This is a genomic window from Jeongeupia wiesaeckerbachi (assembly GCF_050916355.1).
GTDB classification, from domain to species: Bacteria; Pseudomonadota; Gammaproteobacteria; order Burkholderiales; family Chitinibacteraceae; genus Jeongeupia; species Jeongeupia wiesaeckerbachi.
Map to the genome: position 1 here is coordinate 3,507,070 of NZ_CP136946.1, position 15,055 is coordinate 3,522,124.

Consider the following 15,055-nt stretch of genomic DNA (forward strand, 5'->3'; position numbering starts at 1 on the left):
CACGCACTGACATCAAACTTTCTTTTTGCTCACTATTGCTATCATGGCGGCTCGTCCGATCTCAGGAACGACGTCATGCATTTCCCGCTCCGCCACGCTTTAATCACCACCCTGCTCGTCATCACCGCCCAGACCGCTTCGGCCACCGCGCTGAGCGAATGCCTCGGCTTCGCACCGGCCGACAAGGTGCTGATCGTCAATGCCGACGACATCGGCATGCATCCGGATCTCGACAAGGCCGCATTTGCGCTGCTCGATCAGCGCAAGATCCAGGCGCTGTCGATCATGCCGCCGACGCCGAACTTTGCCGCCGCGGCGAAAATGGCACGCGATCGCAAGCTCGCCGTCGGGGTGCATCTGACCTTGACCAACGAGTGGCAGGACAAGCAACCGTGGGGCAGCGTGCTGCCGCCGTCCGAGGTGCCATCGCTGTACAACCCGCAGGGCCGGTTGTGGGCGACCACGCAGGAGGTCGCGCAGCACGCCAAGCCGGCCGAGGTAAAAAAGGAGCTGCTGGCGCAGATCGCCTCGGTCCGCGCCGCCGGGCTGACGATCACTCACCTCGACGCGCACATGGTGTTCTGGGCCGCCAGCCCGGCGCTGCTGGAGATCTATACCGAGCTGCCACGCGAAACCGGCATCCCAATCGTGATGCAGGGTTACGCTATGCCCACCTTCATGCAGCACGATGCGACGCGCCAGCTGCAGGCCGACGGGATCGTCACGCCGGATGCCTATTTCATGCACTACAACCCGGCCAAACGCATCCCCGGCCAACGCTACGCCGGCTACGACAGCTGGATCGGCACACTGCCAGCCGGGATCAACCACCTGGCAATCCACCCGGCCGAGGACAGCCCATCGGCACGCACCAGCATCGCCGATCTGGTGCTGCGGCTATCGGACTTCGAAGTCTGGAACGGCTCGTTGATCCAGCAACTGGGCAAGGACCTCAAGTACACCGACTACCGGGCGATGCGGGCGCTGCAGGAAAAAGTGAACACCGGCGGCAAGACCTGCCTGAGCCGCTGAATGCAGTGTGTTCAACGCTTGCGCGTATAGCGCGCGGTCATGAACGGCGACCACCGGCCGTCGGCATCTTGCCCTTCGGAGCGCAGCAGCCGGTGGTCGGCGTCGATGATTTCGATCACGTCGCGGTAAACGCGGCTCTGGCCGGGATTGAGGCAATCGGGCCCGGTCGACGACAGCGTCAGGATACGGCCGCCCTGATCGAGTTCGCCGTCGTAGACCCACATATGCGTCATCATCGAGCCGATCCAGTTGCCGATGAAGCGCTGCGATTCGGCGTCAAAACCCAGCGTCATCTGCATCGAGCACGGATCGCCGTCGGGCATCGTGCCCTGCCCCTCGCACACCACCCAGATGTCGCCCAGCGTACGGACCGATTCGCTGCCGCTGCTTTTCTCCAGCGGCTGATCCGGCGGGCCCTGCATTTCACACTCGAACGTCCAGTCACCCAGCAATTGGTGCAGCCAGCGGTGCTGCTGCAGGACTTCGGTTTTCATGGCCGGCTCCTTCAAAACCTGAAGATGCCAGCCTAGTCGGCTCACTCAAGCAATACGGCCGTCAGCCGCCGAATGGCCTCGGCAGTCTCAATCGTCGCGCGTCAGCCAATCCAGCAGTTCGATCTCGAAAATCAGCTTCGAGTGCGGCTTGATATGCGCGCCAATCCGCGGCTCGCCACGATACCAGCCGGGTATCAAGAGCAGCGGCTATTCGCCCTGGGACGTTGGACCATCCTGTTCAAGCGCCATTAAACGGAGCAGCGACAGCGCACCTTTGATCGCGTGATCGAACGGTTCGACCGAGTCGGCGGCACGCGCCAGTACATAGCCGCCCTGAAGCACGGCCAGGATCATCGCGGCCGTATCCGCGGCATTGAGCTCAGCGCGAAGCTCCTTGCGCGCGACGCCGAGTTCCAGCACCTCGGCCAAACGGCGCTTGACCACCTCGAAGGTCTCATTGATGGGTTGACGCAAGGCCGCGTTGGCGACCACGTCGGGATCCTGCGCCAATCTGCCGATACGACAGCCACGCAGCACATCCCGCTCGCGCAGCAGAAAAGCAGTGATCCGGCTCACCGCAGTGCCTTCGGCGGACAATGGCCTTTCCATCAATGCCCGAAGCTCTTCAGCGCTGCGTTCGATCGCCGCGAGTGCTAGTTCGGCCTTGCCGGCAAAATGGTGATACATGCTCCCCTGCCCGGCACCCGCACGGCGCAGGATGGCATTGGGACTCATGCCGACATAACCGCGCTCCCAGAGCAACGCCTGGGTACTGGTGATCAAAGACTCTTTTGCGTTCATAAGCAAAACCTACCTAATAGTAGGTACATCCTCGGGCATAAATAATGTCCGAGTATAGTACAGTCCCTGCTCGAAACAGCACCCTCAAACCAGACCTTCCCCCCTGAAAACCAAGCTCAGGCAGTATTAACGCTTGATCCCTGACCAGACTACCCGCTAGCGGCTCGAGTGGAACAGAAGCTCAAGCGCCGATTCGCTCACGGCGCTACTTGGCTACCGGTCAGCCGGAATAGGCCGATACCGGGCCACCCCAGACGATGTACATCACCCCTCCTTCGGCGCTGCGCCAGGCATGGTGACTACCGGCGGGGTAAACCACCAGATCACCCTTGGCATAACGCCCGGTCTCGTCCTGAAACCCCCCTTCAAGCACATAGATCGATTCATAGTCTTCGTGGCGGTGCGCTTGGGCTTGGGCGCCCGGCTGCAAATGCACCAGGGCAGCCCGCTGCCCTGTGTCTGCATCCCGATGCAAATCATGAATGCGCGCCCCTTCGCGCCCATGACTGCTGTATGCCTCCCAGGTCAGGGATTCGAGATTGTCCGGCAAGGCGTTCAAGTTAACGACTTTGGGCAGATGCATGATTGTGGTTCCTTGATGGGTTGGCGCAACGTCAGCTGACAACACGGTGGCGCAGGTCGTCGAATGAAATGATTTCCCCGGCCAGCGCACTGGCAGCGACCGTGGGCGGACTGGCTAGCCAGACCTGCCCCGGCCCGGAGCGACCGGGGAAGTTGCGGTTGATGGCACTGATGGTGACTTGCGCCGCATCGGTCGAAGCACCTGGGCCGCAATTGGCGCAAGCACCGCAGGAAGGCTGCAGCAGCTCGGCTCCCACGCGCTCGAACACGTCGAGATAGCCGCGCTCGACGCAGTAATCGCGCACGTCCACCGTGCCGAATTGCAGGTAAAGCTTCACGCCGTTCGGCACGCGCAGCCCCCGCGTTGCAGCCCACGACAGCACCGCGTGGTATTGGTCAAAATCCTCGCGCTTGCCGGCGGTGCACGAACCGCCGTAGGCGATATCCACCTTTACCGGCGCCGCCAGCTCGCTCAGGGCGATGCCATTGCCCGGATCTCCCGGAGCGGCCACCATCGGCGTCATCGCGGCGCAATCGAGCGCAATCGTGTCGGCATACTCCGCACCCTCGTCGCTGCACATCCACGGCGCCAGCGCGAACTCGACGCCGCGTCGCTCGCGCAGAAAACGCACCGTTTCGGCATCCGGCACGACAAGGCCGGTGAACCCGCCCAGCTCGGCGGTCATATTGGTCAGCGTGGCACGTTCGTCGGTCGAGAGTTCGGCCAGCGCCGTACCGCCGAACTCGAACACCTTGCCCACCCCAGCACCGGCCTTGATGCGCGGATCGGCGAGCAAGTGCAATACGATGTCCTTCGCCGTCACCCCGCGCGGCAACGGCCCCTGCAGGTCAATGCGAATCGATTCGGGCAAGGTCATCCGCACCGCGCCGGTCACCATGGCGTTGGCCATATCGGTACTGCCTACGCCAAACGCCACGCAGCCGACGGCACCACTGTGCGTGGTATGCGAATCGGTGCCGACCAGCAACTGCCCGGGCAGGGCATATTGCTCGGTCATGAGCGCATGCGAGATGCCTTCCGACCCCTCGCCACCCGGCAAGGCGCCGTGGCTTCGCACGCCAAAGCGCGTCACGAAGGCGCGGTGCGCCTGCACCAGGCCGCTGAGGCTGGGCGCAAGCCCGTTGCGCTGGTGCACCTCGCTGCGGTGCAGATAGCCCAGGTGATCCTCGAAGGCGATGATGCTGTCGACATCGCGCAGCACAACATCCGCGTTGAAAGCTTCATCGAGCATATGCACGCACATGCCGGTGTAGTACTCGTGGATAAATCGCCAGTCGGCACGAACAAAACCACCTTGCCCCACCTGCAGCGGCGCGGGCGCATCCGGTGTCGAGACCGCGTGGCGCGCCACGATCTTCTCGAAGTAACTGCGTGGACGTGCATGGAACGCGTCCAGGGCATCGTCCGACAGTGGCGTGATGCCCCGCATGTGCTGCCGGCCGTATTGCAACAACCCGCCGCTACGCAAGACCGACGCCGCCAGATGATCGCGGCCGGCCAGCACGTCGTTCAGCCCGATCGGCTCGCCGCGCGCCAGTTGCGCCGCCAGCGTCAGATTGGTCGAGGTAAACAGCCCCAGGTTGTCGGCGTTCTGTCGGTAAATGCGCTCGAAGCTCTCGGCCAGCACCAATTTCACCCCAGCCGACACCTCGGCGAGCGGGCTATGCTCGCGCGATGAGCCCTTGCCGTAGCGACGGCCGGCCACCACGACGCTAAATCCGCCCCGCAGCACCGCATCCGGGCCGATCGGCAAGCGCTCGCCCGCCTTCAGCCCGGTATAAGGGAAGCGCCCCAAGCGACGATCAAAGTGCCCCAGCACCGGGATGGGCGTGATCTCGTCGGTGGACACATCGTCGCGGAGCGGGCCGGCTTCCGCCAGGCTTAGCTCGCCCCCCTGCAACTGCTCTTCGATTTGGTCCGGATCGGCGCAGAGCAGCAACATGCGGCCCGAAAACGTCGTGGGCGCCACGGCCGTCATGCCGGCACCCGGTCGCGTGCAGGCAGCGCCTGTGCCACGGTACTGATCGTCGCCACGCGCGCGGCCAGTTTGATCGCCGCGTCGTGGTAGTCGTCCTGCGACGACGTCGTGGCGTCTTCCAGCACAACCACCTGATAGTCACGGTCGTGCGCTTCCAGCGCAGTGGAAAGGATCACGAACTCGGTCGAGACACCGGCAAGCAGGAGCGTGTCGACATTGTATTGACGCAGCAGCAGTTCCAGCTTGGTCTGGTAGAACGGGCTGATGCGATGTTTGGCGACAATTGCTTCGTGCGGCAGCGGTGCCAGTGCATCGTGTACCTGTGTGGACCAACTGCCCAACACGATGCGCCCCCCGTCCCGCGCCTCCTTGAAGACCGGCGACCCCGCCGGCCATTCCGCATAGGAACTGGAAAATCCCACCACCACGAAAATCACGGGAATGCCCGCCGCCCGCGCCCGTTCGAGCGCCACGGCGGTATTTTCCAGCACGCCGCGGCGCCTGGCCTGGTCGGCATAGCCGTGCGATGCGTACTGACCATCCGGATGGACAATTTCGTTGATGAAGTCGAGCACCAGCAGCGCCTTTCTGTCTTGCTTTTGCGGCATTTGCTTTATTCCTTGAACTGAAGGAAATCCGTAAAAAAAGCTGCAAGGGCACGCCGCCCTTGCAGCGACGCAACATCAGGCCGCGATGGCTAACGCCTCGCGCAGGCGGGCCTGCAGCACGTGCAGATCTTCGCAATCGCCCTCGCGGCGGTCGGTGATATAGGTGCGATACAGTGCATCGAGATGCTGTTCGTCGACTTCCGCACCCAGTTGGTCGAGCAAATGCCGCAGCACAGACCGGCCCGAATGCCGGGCAATCAGCATCGAGCGCTCGCGCCCGAACTGCGCCGGCTCAACGTACTCGTAGGTACTCGGATTTCGCAACACGCCTTGCTGGTGAATACCGGCCGCGGTGCTGAAGGCATATTTGCCGAAGATCGCCTTGTTGCGCGGTTCTTCCAGCCCGATGATCTGGCGCAGCGTGGTGTAGGCGTCGTACATCCCTTCCAGACGCACATCGGTATACAGGCCGAACTCGTCGCGCTTGTAGTGGAACAGCCCGACCAGCTCCTCGATCGAGGTATTGCCCGCACGCTCGCCGATACCGCCCAGCGTGACCTGCACCTCGTCGGCACCCGCCTGCAGGCCGGCGACCGCATTCGCAAGCGCCAGGCCGAAATCGTCATGGCAATGCGTCGCGATTCTCACCGGCTCGGGCGCCCAATGGCGCACCTTGCGGATCAGGTCGCCATATTGTGTCGGCGTCGAATAGCCGGTGGTATCGGCCACCACCACGGTGCTCGCCCCGGCCGCGACCGACTGTTCGACCAATTCACGTAGAAAGGACTCGTCCCCGCGGCTCGCATCCTCGATGCCAACCGAAATCAGCGTGACGCCCTGCGTACGTGCAAATTCGACCGTCTCGACCACTTCACGAATCGCATCCGCGCGGCTGATCCGGCGCTTGTGCTCCAGGTGCAGATCGCTGCCGGTCGCCAGGATTTGCAGACCGTGGCGCCCGGACACACCACCGGCATCAAGTGCGATCTCCACGTCGGAACGCTGGGCCCGGCAAAACGAGACAAAGCTGGCGCGTGTCAGTGCCTGCGACAGCAGCCGGGCAGTTTCGAACTCTGCCGACGATGAGGCGGGGAAACCGCCTTCGATGAAATCGACATTGAGCGCTTCAATCTTGAGCGCCAGCTCCAGCTTCTGCGCCGGGCTCATCGTATTACCCGGGGCTTGCTCGCCGTCACGCAAGGTCGTGTCAAAAATGGAAATACGTTTCATTTTACTTCCCTCATTAAGCCGTTTTCTTGCCGGGAAACCACCCGGGCCACCTTTCACGCATCGGCGCCGACCCGGGTCCTGTCATTAGCAGTCGCTAATTCTGGCACGAAACTTATCACGTTTTATGCCACAAATTAATTATGTACATAACACTTTGTACAAAAACGACACGACCTAAGAATTTCAAGTAACAACACGAAAAACGAGCAAAACCTTCAAAGATAACGCCAATACTGCACGTATCTCCGCTTCCAAGCTGAGGTCATGAGGTTTTTTTCTTGAGCAGTACGCTGGTAGTTGCACAAAAAACATAACAGTAGGTACAGTAAAAAGGCGTGCCGGGGCCAGCCGGGAATTCCAGACCATGCATCACCTGGAAATCACCGACCAAGCCGAGTACAGCCGCTGGAGAAGCACCAGCCACCCTTGGTGCAAGGTTTGACACCCAAGAAAATCCATCATGCAGCCACTACACACTTTCACGGCCGATGAGCACGACGTTCTGTTCGCCTTGCTCAAATCGATTCCCGGCAACCCCTACGAGCACCACGCCCACTTCGTTGCCGAGGTCGACAGCCTCGTACGCGGCAACGATGTACCTGGTTTCTTTCGCGCGCTCTGCGACAAGATCCGTACCGATCGCGAGCAAGCGATCTCGGACATCCATGTTCTGCGCAACTGCCCGATCGACGCTGACTTGCCGGAGCTCGATCTCGACGATCCGGTTGCCGACAAGTACGCCAAGAAGCGGACCTATATCGGCGAAGCCTTCCTGGCGCTATTCGCGCGTCTCACCCAGACGCCGCAGCTGGCCTACGGCAGCCGCAACAACGGCGACTTCTTCACCGACGTCATCGCGATCAACCGCTACAGCGGCATGCAGACCGGGTTCAGCGATAGCGAGCTGGTCTATCACAACGACCGCACCGCCCATTCGGTGCGTGCCGATTTCATCGCGCTGCTGGGCATGCGCTGCCCGGCCGATGACCTCGTCTATACGGGCTATATCGATGGCCGCGACCTGCTGGCGCATCTTTCGGCAGACGAGCAGGCGACACTGCGCCTGCCCCATTTCATTACGCCGTTCGATGTGTATTCGCGCGATACCAACAAAGCGCAGGTGATCTCCGAGGTGCATCCCATCCTCGAAAACCATCACAGCTTCCGCTACCTCGACTCGATGACCCGGGTCGCGCCTCAGGCCCCCGAGATCGCCAAGGATGCGCTGATTGCGATGAAGAGCGCACTGACCCGCGCCCAGCGCACTCGCCACCGCTTGCTCGACCGCGACCTGCTGGTGTTCGCCAACCAGGACGCGCTGCACAACCGCGAAAAAATCGAAATCAACGACCCCAACGGCACCCGCTCCCGCTGGCTGCTCAAGACCTACGCATTTCGCAACCAGTCCGCCGCCGACCGGCACGCGGACAAATGGCTGAATGGCACGCCTGGCTGCGTCGCCGATTGAGCGACCTCCGTACATCTTTCACGCCGCAAAAAGAGGAAACAACATGACTCAATCGCGCCAAGCGCCGGAAACCGGCGCACGCCGCTTCGGCCCCAATCACCGCTGGACCGTGCTCGGCGTCGGTTTTGCCGCGCAGGCCAGCTTTTCGGCCGCGTTTTCCGGCATTCCGGTCATCGGCATCCTGATGCGCACCGGCTACCACCTCAGCAACAACCAGCTCGGTTTCGTGCTCGGCTGCATGGCGCTGGGGGTCGGGGTCTCCGAAATCCTTTGGGGCCTGCTGACCGACAAGCTGGGTGATCGGCGGGTGCTGCTGGCCGGTCTGCTGCTGATGGGTTCGATGCTGGCCATCATGTCGGCGTTTGTCGTCCCCACGGAACACGGCGCACCAAGCGCCACGGTCCTGGGCATCAGCTTCATTCTGGTTGGCGCACTGGGCGCCAGCGTCAACTCGTCGTCCGGCCGCGCCATCATGACGTGGTTTACCGATGCGCGACGCGGCTTCGCCATGAGCATCCGGCAGACCGCCATCCCGGTCGGCGGCGCCATCGGCGCAGCGATCCTGCCCCGCCTGGCACAGCACTACGGCTTTACCACGGTCTACGCCGTGCTGGCGCTCTTCTGCCTGGCGAGTGCCATCGCCACGTGGATCTGGCTCCATGAAGCCGAAGTCGCCCCAGCGGCGTCCGGGGCCGTTGACCCGCGCTCGCCCTTGCGCCGCCTCGACGTGTGGCGCCTGGCGCTGGCCAGCGGCCTGCTCACCGCACCGCAAATCGCCATCCTGACCTTCGCCGGCATCTACTTGCACGATGAACGCCAGGTCGGGATCGCCACGCTTTCGACGACGCTGATCATCGTCCAGGTCGGCGGCGCCGTGCTGCGCGTCTGGAGCGGCCGCTATACCGACAAGCACAAGAACCGTCGCAGCGTCATTCGCGGCATCGGCTTGCTGGCCGGCCTAGCCACCCTGGGCCTGGTGTTTGCGAACCAGGCCCCCACGCTGCTGGTGCTCGCGCTGGTCAGTGTCAGCGGCATCCTTGCCAACGCGTGGCATGGCGTTGCCTACACCGAAATCGCCGCGATGGCCGGCGCTGGCCGCGCGGGCACCGCGATCGGCATGGAAGGGACGACGGTCTTTTCGTCGGCCTTCTTCACCCCGCTGCTGATTCCGCTCGTGCTGTCGATTTCGTCCTGGAACGTCGTCTGGGGGCTGATTGCGCTGGCGTCGCTACTCGCGGTGCCGCTCTCACCCGCACAGCAAGAACAAACCCAGCTCAAGCTGGCCTAAATCGCGCCCCGGCATGGCGGCGAGCCATGCCGGCCTTCGAGGAAGAACGAATTGCCTAAACGCATCTCCCCCCTGCTTGCCGAGATCGCCCCATCTGCCACCTATGCGCTATTCGATATGGTGCAGTCGCTGCGCGCCCGCGGTATTTCCTTGCTTGACCTGGGTGGCGGCGAGCCCGATTTCGCCACGCCCGCCCATATCTCGACAGCCGCAAGCACGGCCATCGACGACGGCTGGACGCACTACACACCCAGCCGCGGCATTCCCGCACTGCTGGACGCGATCGCCGGCAAGCTGGCCCTCGACAACCACGTCGTCATCGATCCGCAAACCCAGGTCGTGGTCACGCCGTCGGCCAAACACGCGCTGTTTGTCGCACTGATGACGGTGCTCGGGCCCGGTGACGAGGTCATCATTCCAACCCCGAGCTGGGTCAGCTACAAGGCAATGGCTCAGATGATGGGCGCTCAGGCCGTGGAACTGCCGCTCGACGCCAGCAACGGTTTCGCACTCACCGCTGCTGCGCTGGCGCAAAAGCTGTCGCCGCGCACTCGGGCGATCCTTATCAACTCCCCCAACAACCCCACCGGCCATATGCTCGACGAACACGAGGCCGCGCTGATCGCCGACTTTGCCGAACAGCACGGCCTCGTCATCATCGCTGACGAAATCTACGAAAAAATCGCCTACGGCAAGCCGCATATCAGTATCGCCAGCCTGCCCAAGGCCAGCGATCGCACGCTGACCATCAACGGTTTTTCCAAGGCCTATGCGATGACCGGCTGGCGTCTTGGCTACATCGCCGGCCCTCGCGACCTGATCGACGCGGCCCTCACCGCAACCCAGCACACCGTCGGGTGCGCCGGTGCCTTTATCCAGCAAGGCGGGCTCGCCGCGCTCACCGGCGATCAGGCACCGATCACCGCCATGCGTGAGGCTTATGACCTGCGCCGCAAACGTGTGGTTGACGGGCTGAATGCCATTGATGGCCTGCGCTGCATCGACCCCGACGGCGCCTTCTATGCCTTCGCCGATATCAGCGGGCTGGGCTTGGGCAGCTCGGCCGAGGTCACGCAATGGCTGCTGCGCGAAGCCGGCGTGGTCGTCACCCCCGGCAGTGCGTTTGGCGCCGGGGGCGAGGGATACATCCGTCTTTCCTTTGCAACCTCGACCGATGTCGTCACCGCCGCCGTCGAACGCATTCGCACCGCGATCGCCGACACCAAAGCCCGCCGCTCCAACCCGCTCGTGACCGTCTGAGTCCCTAACTTAGCGAATGCACACACCATGACACCGGAACACACAAACACCAACGCACCGCTCCACCGCATTGCCATTATCGGCAGCGGCCCGCGCGGCCTGGCGGTGATGGAGCGCCTTGCGGCCATCCTGTCCCAGGCGCACACCGACCCCTTGCGCCTGCATATCCATCTGATCGACGCCAACCAGGTCGGCTGCGGCCGCATCTGGCGCACCGACCAGCCAGACTGGTATCTGATGAACACCGTGGCCGACGAGGTCTCGGCGTTCTCCGGGACTGCCGACGGCGGCCCCGCACGCCCCGGCGCCGGTCCGTCGCTCGCGCTGTGGTGGCGAGACACCGACCCGGGCACGTATACCGGCCCCAACAGTTATGCCTCGCGCGCCCGTTATGGTCGGTATATGCAATTTGTATTCGGCAGCGTTGTAGCAGCACTGCAAGGCCGGGCGCAGCTGCATCAGTTGACCGACACCGTGCTCGATATCGCCGAGCACCTTGGCGGCTATCGATTGGCGCTGGCGTCTGGCGGTAGCATCGACGCCGATCGCGTGGTCCTGGTGCCAGGGCACAGCCAGCCTACGCCCAGCGGGCGCGACAAGGCCTACGCCGACTTTGCCGGCGCGCAGCCGGATCTGCGCTACATCCAGGGCGATTCAGCGGCCGATATGCCGCTGGACGATATCCCGCCAGGATCGAACGTTGGCATCATCGGCCTGGGGCTGTCGTTCTACGACGTCATGGCGGCACTGACGCTCGGTCGCGGTGGCCGCTTTGTCGAGACGGAGGGCGAATTGCACTACCTGCCGTCCGGCCGGGAGCCGGTGCTGCTGGGGGGCTCGCGCAGCAGTATGCTGCTGCTCGCCCGTGGTCGGAATCAGAAGCACGCCAATTACCGCTATGAACCGGCCATTTTCACCATGGCGCGTGCGCAGTCCATCCGTCAGGCCGGGCCGGTCGACTTCGCCGTCCAGATCGTTCCCTTGCTGCTGGCCGAAGTGAATCTGGTGTATTACCAGACGTTGATCCGCCAGCAACAGGGTGAAGCACGTGCGGCCGCATTCCGTCGCGCGGTCGAAGTGCAAGGGCTGGAAAGCGTCGACGCCATCAGATTCTTCGCCGCTGAATACGGCCAAAGCGAAACTGCGCCGGTCGACCTCGACCGCATCGCCCATCCGTTCGCAGATCGGACGTTCGATCACCCCGATGCCTTTGTCCGCGCATTGCTGGCCGAAATCGACGCCGACCTCGCCCATGCCGAAGAGGGCAATGTCGATTCACCGCTCAAGGCTGCCCTCGACGTGATTCGCGACACGCGCGCCATCATTCGCAGTCTGGTCGATTTCGGCGGGCTTGCGCCTGAGTCGCACCGGGGTGTTTTCTTCGACTGGTATGTGCCACGCAGCGCCTTCCTGGCGGCAGGGCCTCCCCGGTTCCGGGTCAGGCAAGCGCGCGCACTGATCAAGGCCGGCGTGCTGCGCATCGTCGGCCCGGCTGTCGAGATCCGTTGCGAGCCCGCCAGCCAGCGCTTTGTACTCGCGTCGCCGCATGTGCAAGGCTCGGCTACGGCAGTCAGCACGCTGATCGATGCCCGTATCCCGAGCACCAATATCGGCAGCGACAAGGCCCCGCTCACGCAGCAATTGCTGCGCAAAGGCATCTGGACCAGCTACGTCAATCGCAACGGCGACGCGCCCTTCGACACCGGCGGCGTTGCGGTGTCTGGCTCACCCTATCATCCGCTGGATTCAAATGGCGTCCCCAACCGGCAACTTTATGTGCTGGGCATCCCGACCGAGCACACCCGCTGGTTCATGCAGGCCGGCAGTAGCCGGCCCGGCTTCTGGACCGATTTCGTGCTTGATGCCGACGCTATTGCTCGCGATGCCCTGGCGCCGGTTCTGATCACCGAACCCGTCGCGTACCCGGATGCACCCGAGTCCAAACCGGCCTACCCCAACCAACGTCCAGTGGCCGTCTGCCCGGCATAAGACAACATTCACGACGTTCTCTAAACAGCGCGCACCCGCGCAGCAAGTCTCGGCAAGCCAGGCCGGATCGCTTGCCGCGGGCCGCGTGTCTGTATCGAACAAGCCCGCCCGAGCGTCCGCGTCACGCCCCGTCGCTAGCGGCGTTAGCCAACGGCCCAAGGCAGGCCCAGGCATGTTCAGTCGTCGCGCGTCAGCACTTCCAGTAGCTCGATCTCGAATATCAGGTTCGAATTCGGCTTGATGTGCGCACCGATCTGCCGCTCGCCATAGGCCAGATGCGCCGGGACGAACAGCTTGCGCTTGCCGCCGACCTTCATCCCCATCATGCCCTGATCCCAGCCCTTGATGACCCGACCGGTGCCGATCACGCACTGGAAGGGCTGGCCACGATCGTGCGACGAATCGAACTGGGTGCCGTCCTCCAGCCAGCCGGTGTAATGGCTGCGGATCAGTGCGCCCTTGACGGCTTCCTTGCCGGTGCCGAGCTGCAGGTCTTCGATTTTCAGTTCATTGCTCATTGCTGGACTCACTTTGTCTTGGCTGTACCCGAGGCGGGTGATTTTACCTCGGCGGCCCACGTGCGGGTCTCATGGACGCAAGGGCACACGCGCGTCAGCAACCCGGCCACAACGCCGAGGCGGTCAGCGTGAACCGACCGTTGGTCTGCTCACCGCGGCGCCGTTTTTTGCCATCGATGCGGCGCCACGCCAGCAAGGCTGTGGTTTGGCCCGGTGGTTTGATGGCATCCGCCAGCTTCATGCCGCATCAAATAGCAACCAAATGGTTGCTATTTTGGCTTGTGATCGCATACTGCAAGAAGCAACCAATTGGTTGCACTATGGAGATCCGCCATGCACCACTATCAGCAAAGCCTCGTTCTGGAAGCGACACCGGCCACCGTTTACGCCGCCCTCACCACGCCCGCAGGCCTGCGCGGCTGGTGGACGCAGGATAGCGATGTCGATACAGCCAGCAACGTTGGCAGCGAACTGCGCTTCCGCTTCGGGCCGCATTACATGCATATGCGTATCGAGCAGCTGGTGGCGGGACGCGAAGTGCACTGGCTGTGCACCGCAGCGCACACCGACATCGAGCATTTCACCCGCAAGGACGAATGGGTCGGTACGCAGATCGTGTTCCGCCTTGCCGCCGCCGGTGATGGGCAGACCCGGCTGGATTTCGAACATATCGGTCTGGTGCCGGAGTTCGAGTGCTACGATTTATGCCGCAACGGCTGGCAGAATTTCCTCACCAGCCTGCAGCTGTACACGGCCACCGGTACCGGCACCCCTTATCGCCCGGCCGAGGCCCATCCCGCCGTACCCATCGAGCAAGTTGCCGAAAGGACGACCCCATGAGCACTGTGAGCAATTCGGATCGCGTCGAACGCCATATCGTCATCAACGCCCCGCGCGAACGCGTCTGGCATGCGCTGTCGCATGCCGAAACCTTCGGCACCTGGTTCGGCGCCAACCTAAAAGGCCAGTCCTTCGCGCCCGGCCAGCGCACCCGTGGGCCGATCACCATTTCCGGCTTCGAGCACATCCAGTTCGACGTCGTGATCGAACGGATCGAACCGCAGCAGCTGCTGTCCTATCACTGGCATCCGTACCCGGTCGAACCCAACGTCGATTACGAGCTGGAAACGCCGACCCGCGTGGTATTCACGCTGAAGGACGCGCCGGAGAACGCCACGCTGCTGACTGTGGTCGAATCCGGCTTCGACAACGTCCCGCCGCACCGCCGGCTCGAAGCCTTCCGGATGAACGATCACGGCTGGGCGGCACAATTGGAGAACATCGCCCGCTATGCCAGCGCCTAATGCTTCGCCCTCTCCCGCTCTGGCCTCGGCCGACGGGGTATCCGGCGTCATCCATGCCAGCGACACGCTGGCGCGGGTGTTCGCCGCGCTGGGCGATCCAACCCGGCTGAAACTCGTCGCCGTGCTCTGCGCCGGCGGCGCGTTCTCGATCGCCCAGCTCACCACCAACACCGACATCAGCCGCCAGGGCGTCACCAAGCACCTGCAGGTGCTGGCCGAGGCCGGTGTGGTGCGCGATGTGAAGCTCGGGCGGGAGCGCTTGTGGCAGCTGGACCCGGCGCAGATCGAAGCCGCAAGGCAGACGCTGGAAGTGATCGGGCACGAATGGGGCATTGCCCTGCAAAAGCTCAAGCTCTTTGTCGAAGCGCAGTGATTCGGTACGACTGCAGACGGCTGCGATTCCGCAGTCGAATACTAGAAGCGAAAGGCCCTGCTGGGCCTTTTGCCGCCGAGATGGGACGCCGTATCAACCCTACCCAGC

Annotated in this window: 16 protein-coding genes; 8 read left to right on the forward strand and 8 right to left on the reverse strand. The window is 63.2% G+C overall.

Annotated features, from left to right (window positions below; all coding sequences use genetic code 11):
• The first annotated feature begins 75 nt into the window (after positions 1-75).
• Entirely contained in the window at positions 76-1,032 is a 957-nt protein-coding gene (locus R0382_RS16895) for a polysaccharide deacetylase family protein (protein WP_432721103.1), read from the forward strand.
• An 11-nt stretch (positions 1,033-1,043) separates the two neighbouring features.
• Here the strand turns inward: R0382_RS16895 and R0382_RS16900 are convergent, their stop codons facing one another.
• The 6 genes from R0382_RS16900 to R0382_RS16925 all read right to left on the reverse strand — a co-directional run bounded on the left by R0382_RS16900 (position 1,044) and on the right by R0382_RS16925 (position 6,747).
• Entirely contained in the window at positions 1,044-1,526 is a 483-nt protein-coding gene (locus R0382_RS16900) for a DUF1579 domain-containing protein (RefSeq protein ID WP_432721105.1), read from the reverse strand.
• Between the two features lie 207 nt (positions 1,527-1,733).
• The gene (locus R0382_RS16905) at positions 1,734-2,327 is read right to left on the reverse strand and encodes a TetR/AcrR family transcriptional regulator (protein WP_432721107.1); all 594 of its coding nucleotides are present in this window, start codon (positions 2,325-2,327) and stop codon (positions 1,734-1,736) included.
• 220 nt (positions 2,328-2,547) lie between these two features.
• Positions 2,548-2,910, reverse strand: coding sequence for a cupin domain-containing protein (locus R0382_RS16910; protein WP_432721109.1), 363 nt, complete (start codon positions 2,908-2,910; stop codon positions 2,548-2,550).
• Between the two features lie 31 nt (positions 2,911-2,941).
• Entirely contained in the window at positions 2,942-4,873 is a 1,932-nt protein-coding gene (locus R0382_RS16915; protein WP_432721111.1) for an aconitase family protein, read from the reverse strand.
• A 32-nt stretch (positions 4,874-4,905) separates the two neighbouring features.
• Positions 4,906-5,517: a cysteine hydrolase family protein gene (locus R0382_RS16920; RefSeq protein WP_432721113.1), complete on the reverse strand. Its 612-nt coding sequence runs from the start codon at positions 5,515-5,517 to the stop codon at positions 4,906-4,908.
• 75 nt (positions 5,518-5,592) lie between these two features.
• On the reverse strand, positions 5,593-6,747 hold the full coding sequence (locus R0382_RS16925) for a LeuA family protein (protein WP_432721115.1): 1,155 nt from the start codon (positions 6,745-6,747) through the stop codon (positions 5,593-5,595).
• A gap of 460 nt (positions 6,748-7,207) precedes the next feature.
• Between R0382_RS16925 and R0382_RS16930 the strand changes: the two genes are divergently transcribed.
• Genes R0382_RS16930 through R0382_RS16945 form a run of 4 tightly spaced genes read left to right on the forward strand, consistent with a single transcriptional unit; the run spans position 7,208 to position 12,752 of the window.
• Positions 7,208-8,215 (forward strand): TauD/TfdA family dioxygenase, encoded by a 1,008-nt coding sequence (locus R0382_RS16930; protein ID WP_432721117.1) that lies wholly within the window; start codon positions 7,208-7,210, stop codon positions 8,213-8,215.
• 43 nt (positions 8,216-8,258) lie between these two features.
• Entirely contained in the window at positions 8,259-9,503 is a 1,245-nt protein-coding gene (locus tag R0382_RS16935; RefSeq protein WP_432721119.1) for an MFS transporter, read from the forward strand.
• A gap of 51 nt (positions 9,504-9,554) precedes the next feature.
• The gene (locus R0382_RS16940) at positions 9,555-10,763 is read left to right on the forward strand and encodes a pyridoxal phosphate-dependent aminotransferase (protein WP_432721121.1); all 1,209 of its coding nucleotides are present in this window, start codon (positions 9,555-9,557) and stop codon (positions 10,761-10,763) included.
• A 27-nt stretch (positions 10,764-10,790) separates the two neighbouring features.
• Positions 10,791-12,752, forward strand: coding sequence for an FAD/NAD(P)-binding protein (locus R0382_RS16945; protein WP_432721123.1), 1,962 nt, complete (start codon positions 10,791-10,793; stop codon positions 12,750-12,752).
• A 176-nt stretch (positions 12,753-12,928) separates the two neighbouring features.
• On the opposite strand, the gene R0382_RS16950 is transcribed toward R0382_RS16945, so the two are convergent.
• Positions 12,929-13,270: an FKBP-type peptidyl-prolyl cis-trans isomerase gene (locus R0382_RS16950; RefSeq protein ID WP_432721125.1), complete on the reverse strand. Its 342-nt coding sequence runs from the start codon at positions 13,268-13,270 to the stop codon at positions 12,929-12,931.
• A 94-nt stretch (positions 13,271-13,364) separates the two neighbouring features.
• The gene (locus R0382_RS16955) at positions 13,365-13,511 is read right to left on the reverse strand and encodes a hypothetical protein (RefSeq protein WP_432721127.1); all 147 of its coding nucleotides are present in this window, start codon (positions 13,509-13,511) and stop codon (positions 13,365-13,367) included.
• 92 nt (positions 13,512-13,603) lie between these two features.
• Between R0382_RS16955 and R0382_RS16960 the strand changes: the two genes are divergently transcribed.
• Genes R0382_RS16960 through R0382_RS16970 form a run of 3 tightly spaced genes read left to right on the forward strand, consistent with a single transcriptional unit; the run spans position 13,604 to position 14,947 of the window.
• Positions 13,604-14,110 (forward strand): SRPBCC family protein, encoded by a 507-nt coding sequence (locus R0382_RS16960; RefSeq protein ID WP_432721129.1) that lies wholly within the window; start codon positions 13,604-13,606, stop codon positions 14,108-14,110.
• Complete coding sequence (locus R0382_RS16965; RefSeq protein ID WP_432721131.1) at positions 14,107-14,574, forward strand: SRPBCC family protein; 468 nt, start codon at positions 14,107-14,109, stop codon at positions 14,572-14,574. The genes R0382_RS16960 and R0382_RS16965 overlap by 4 nt, the downstream gene beginning before the upstream one ends.
• Positions 14,561-14,947: an ArsR/SmtB family transcription factor gene (locus R0382_RS16970; RefSeq protein WP_432721133.1), complete on the forward strand. Its 387-nt coding sequence runs from the start codon at positions 14,561-14,563 to the stop codon at positions 14,945-14,947. The genes R0382_RS16965 and R0382_RS16970 overlap by 14 nt, the downstream gene beginning before the upstream one ends.
• Positions 14,948-15,055: the final 108 nt, after the last annotated feature.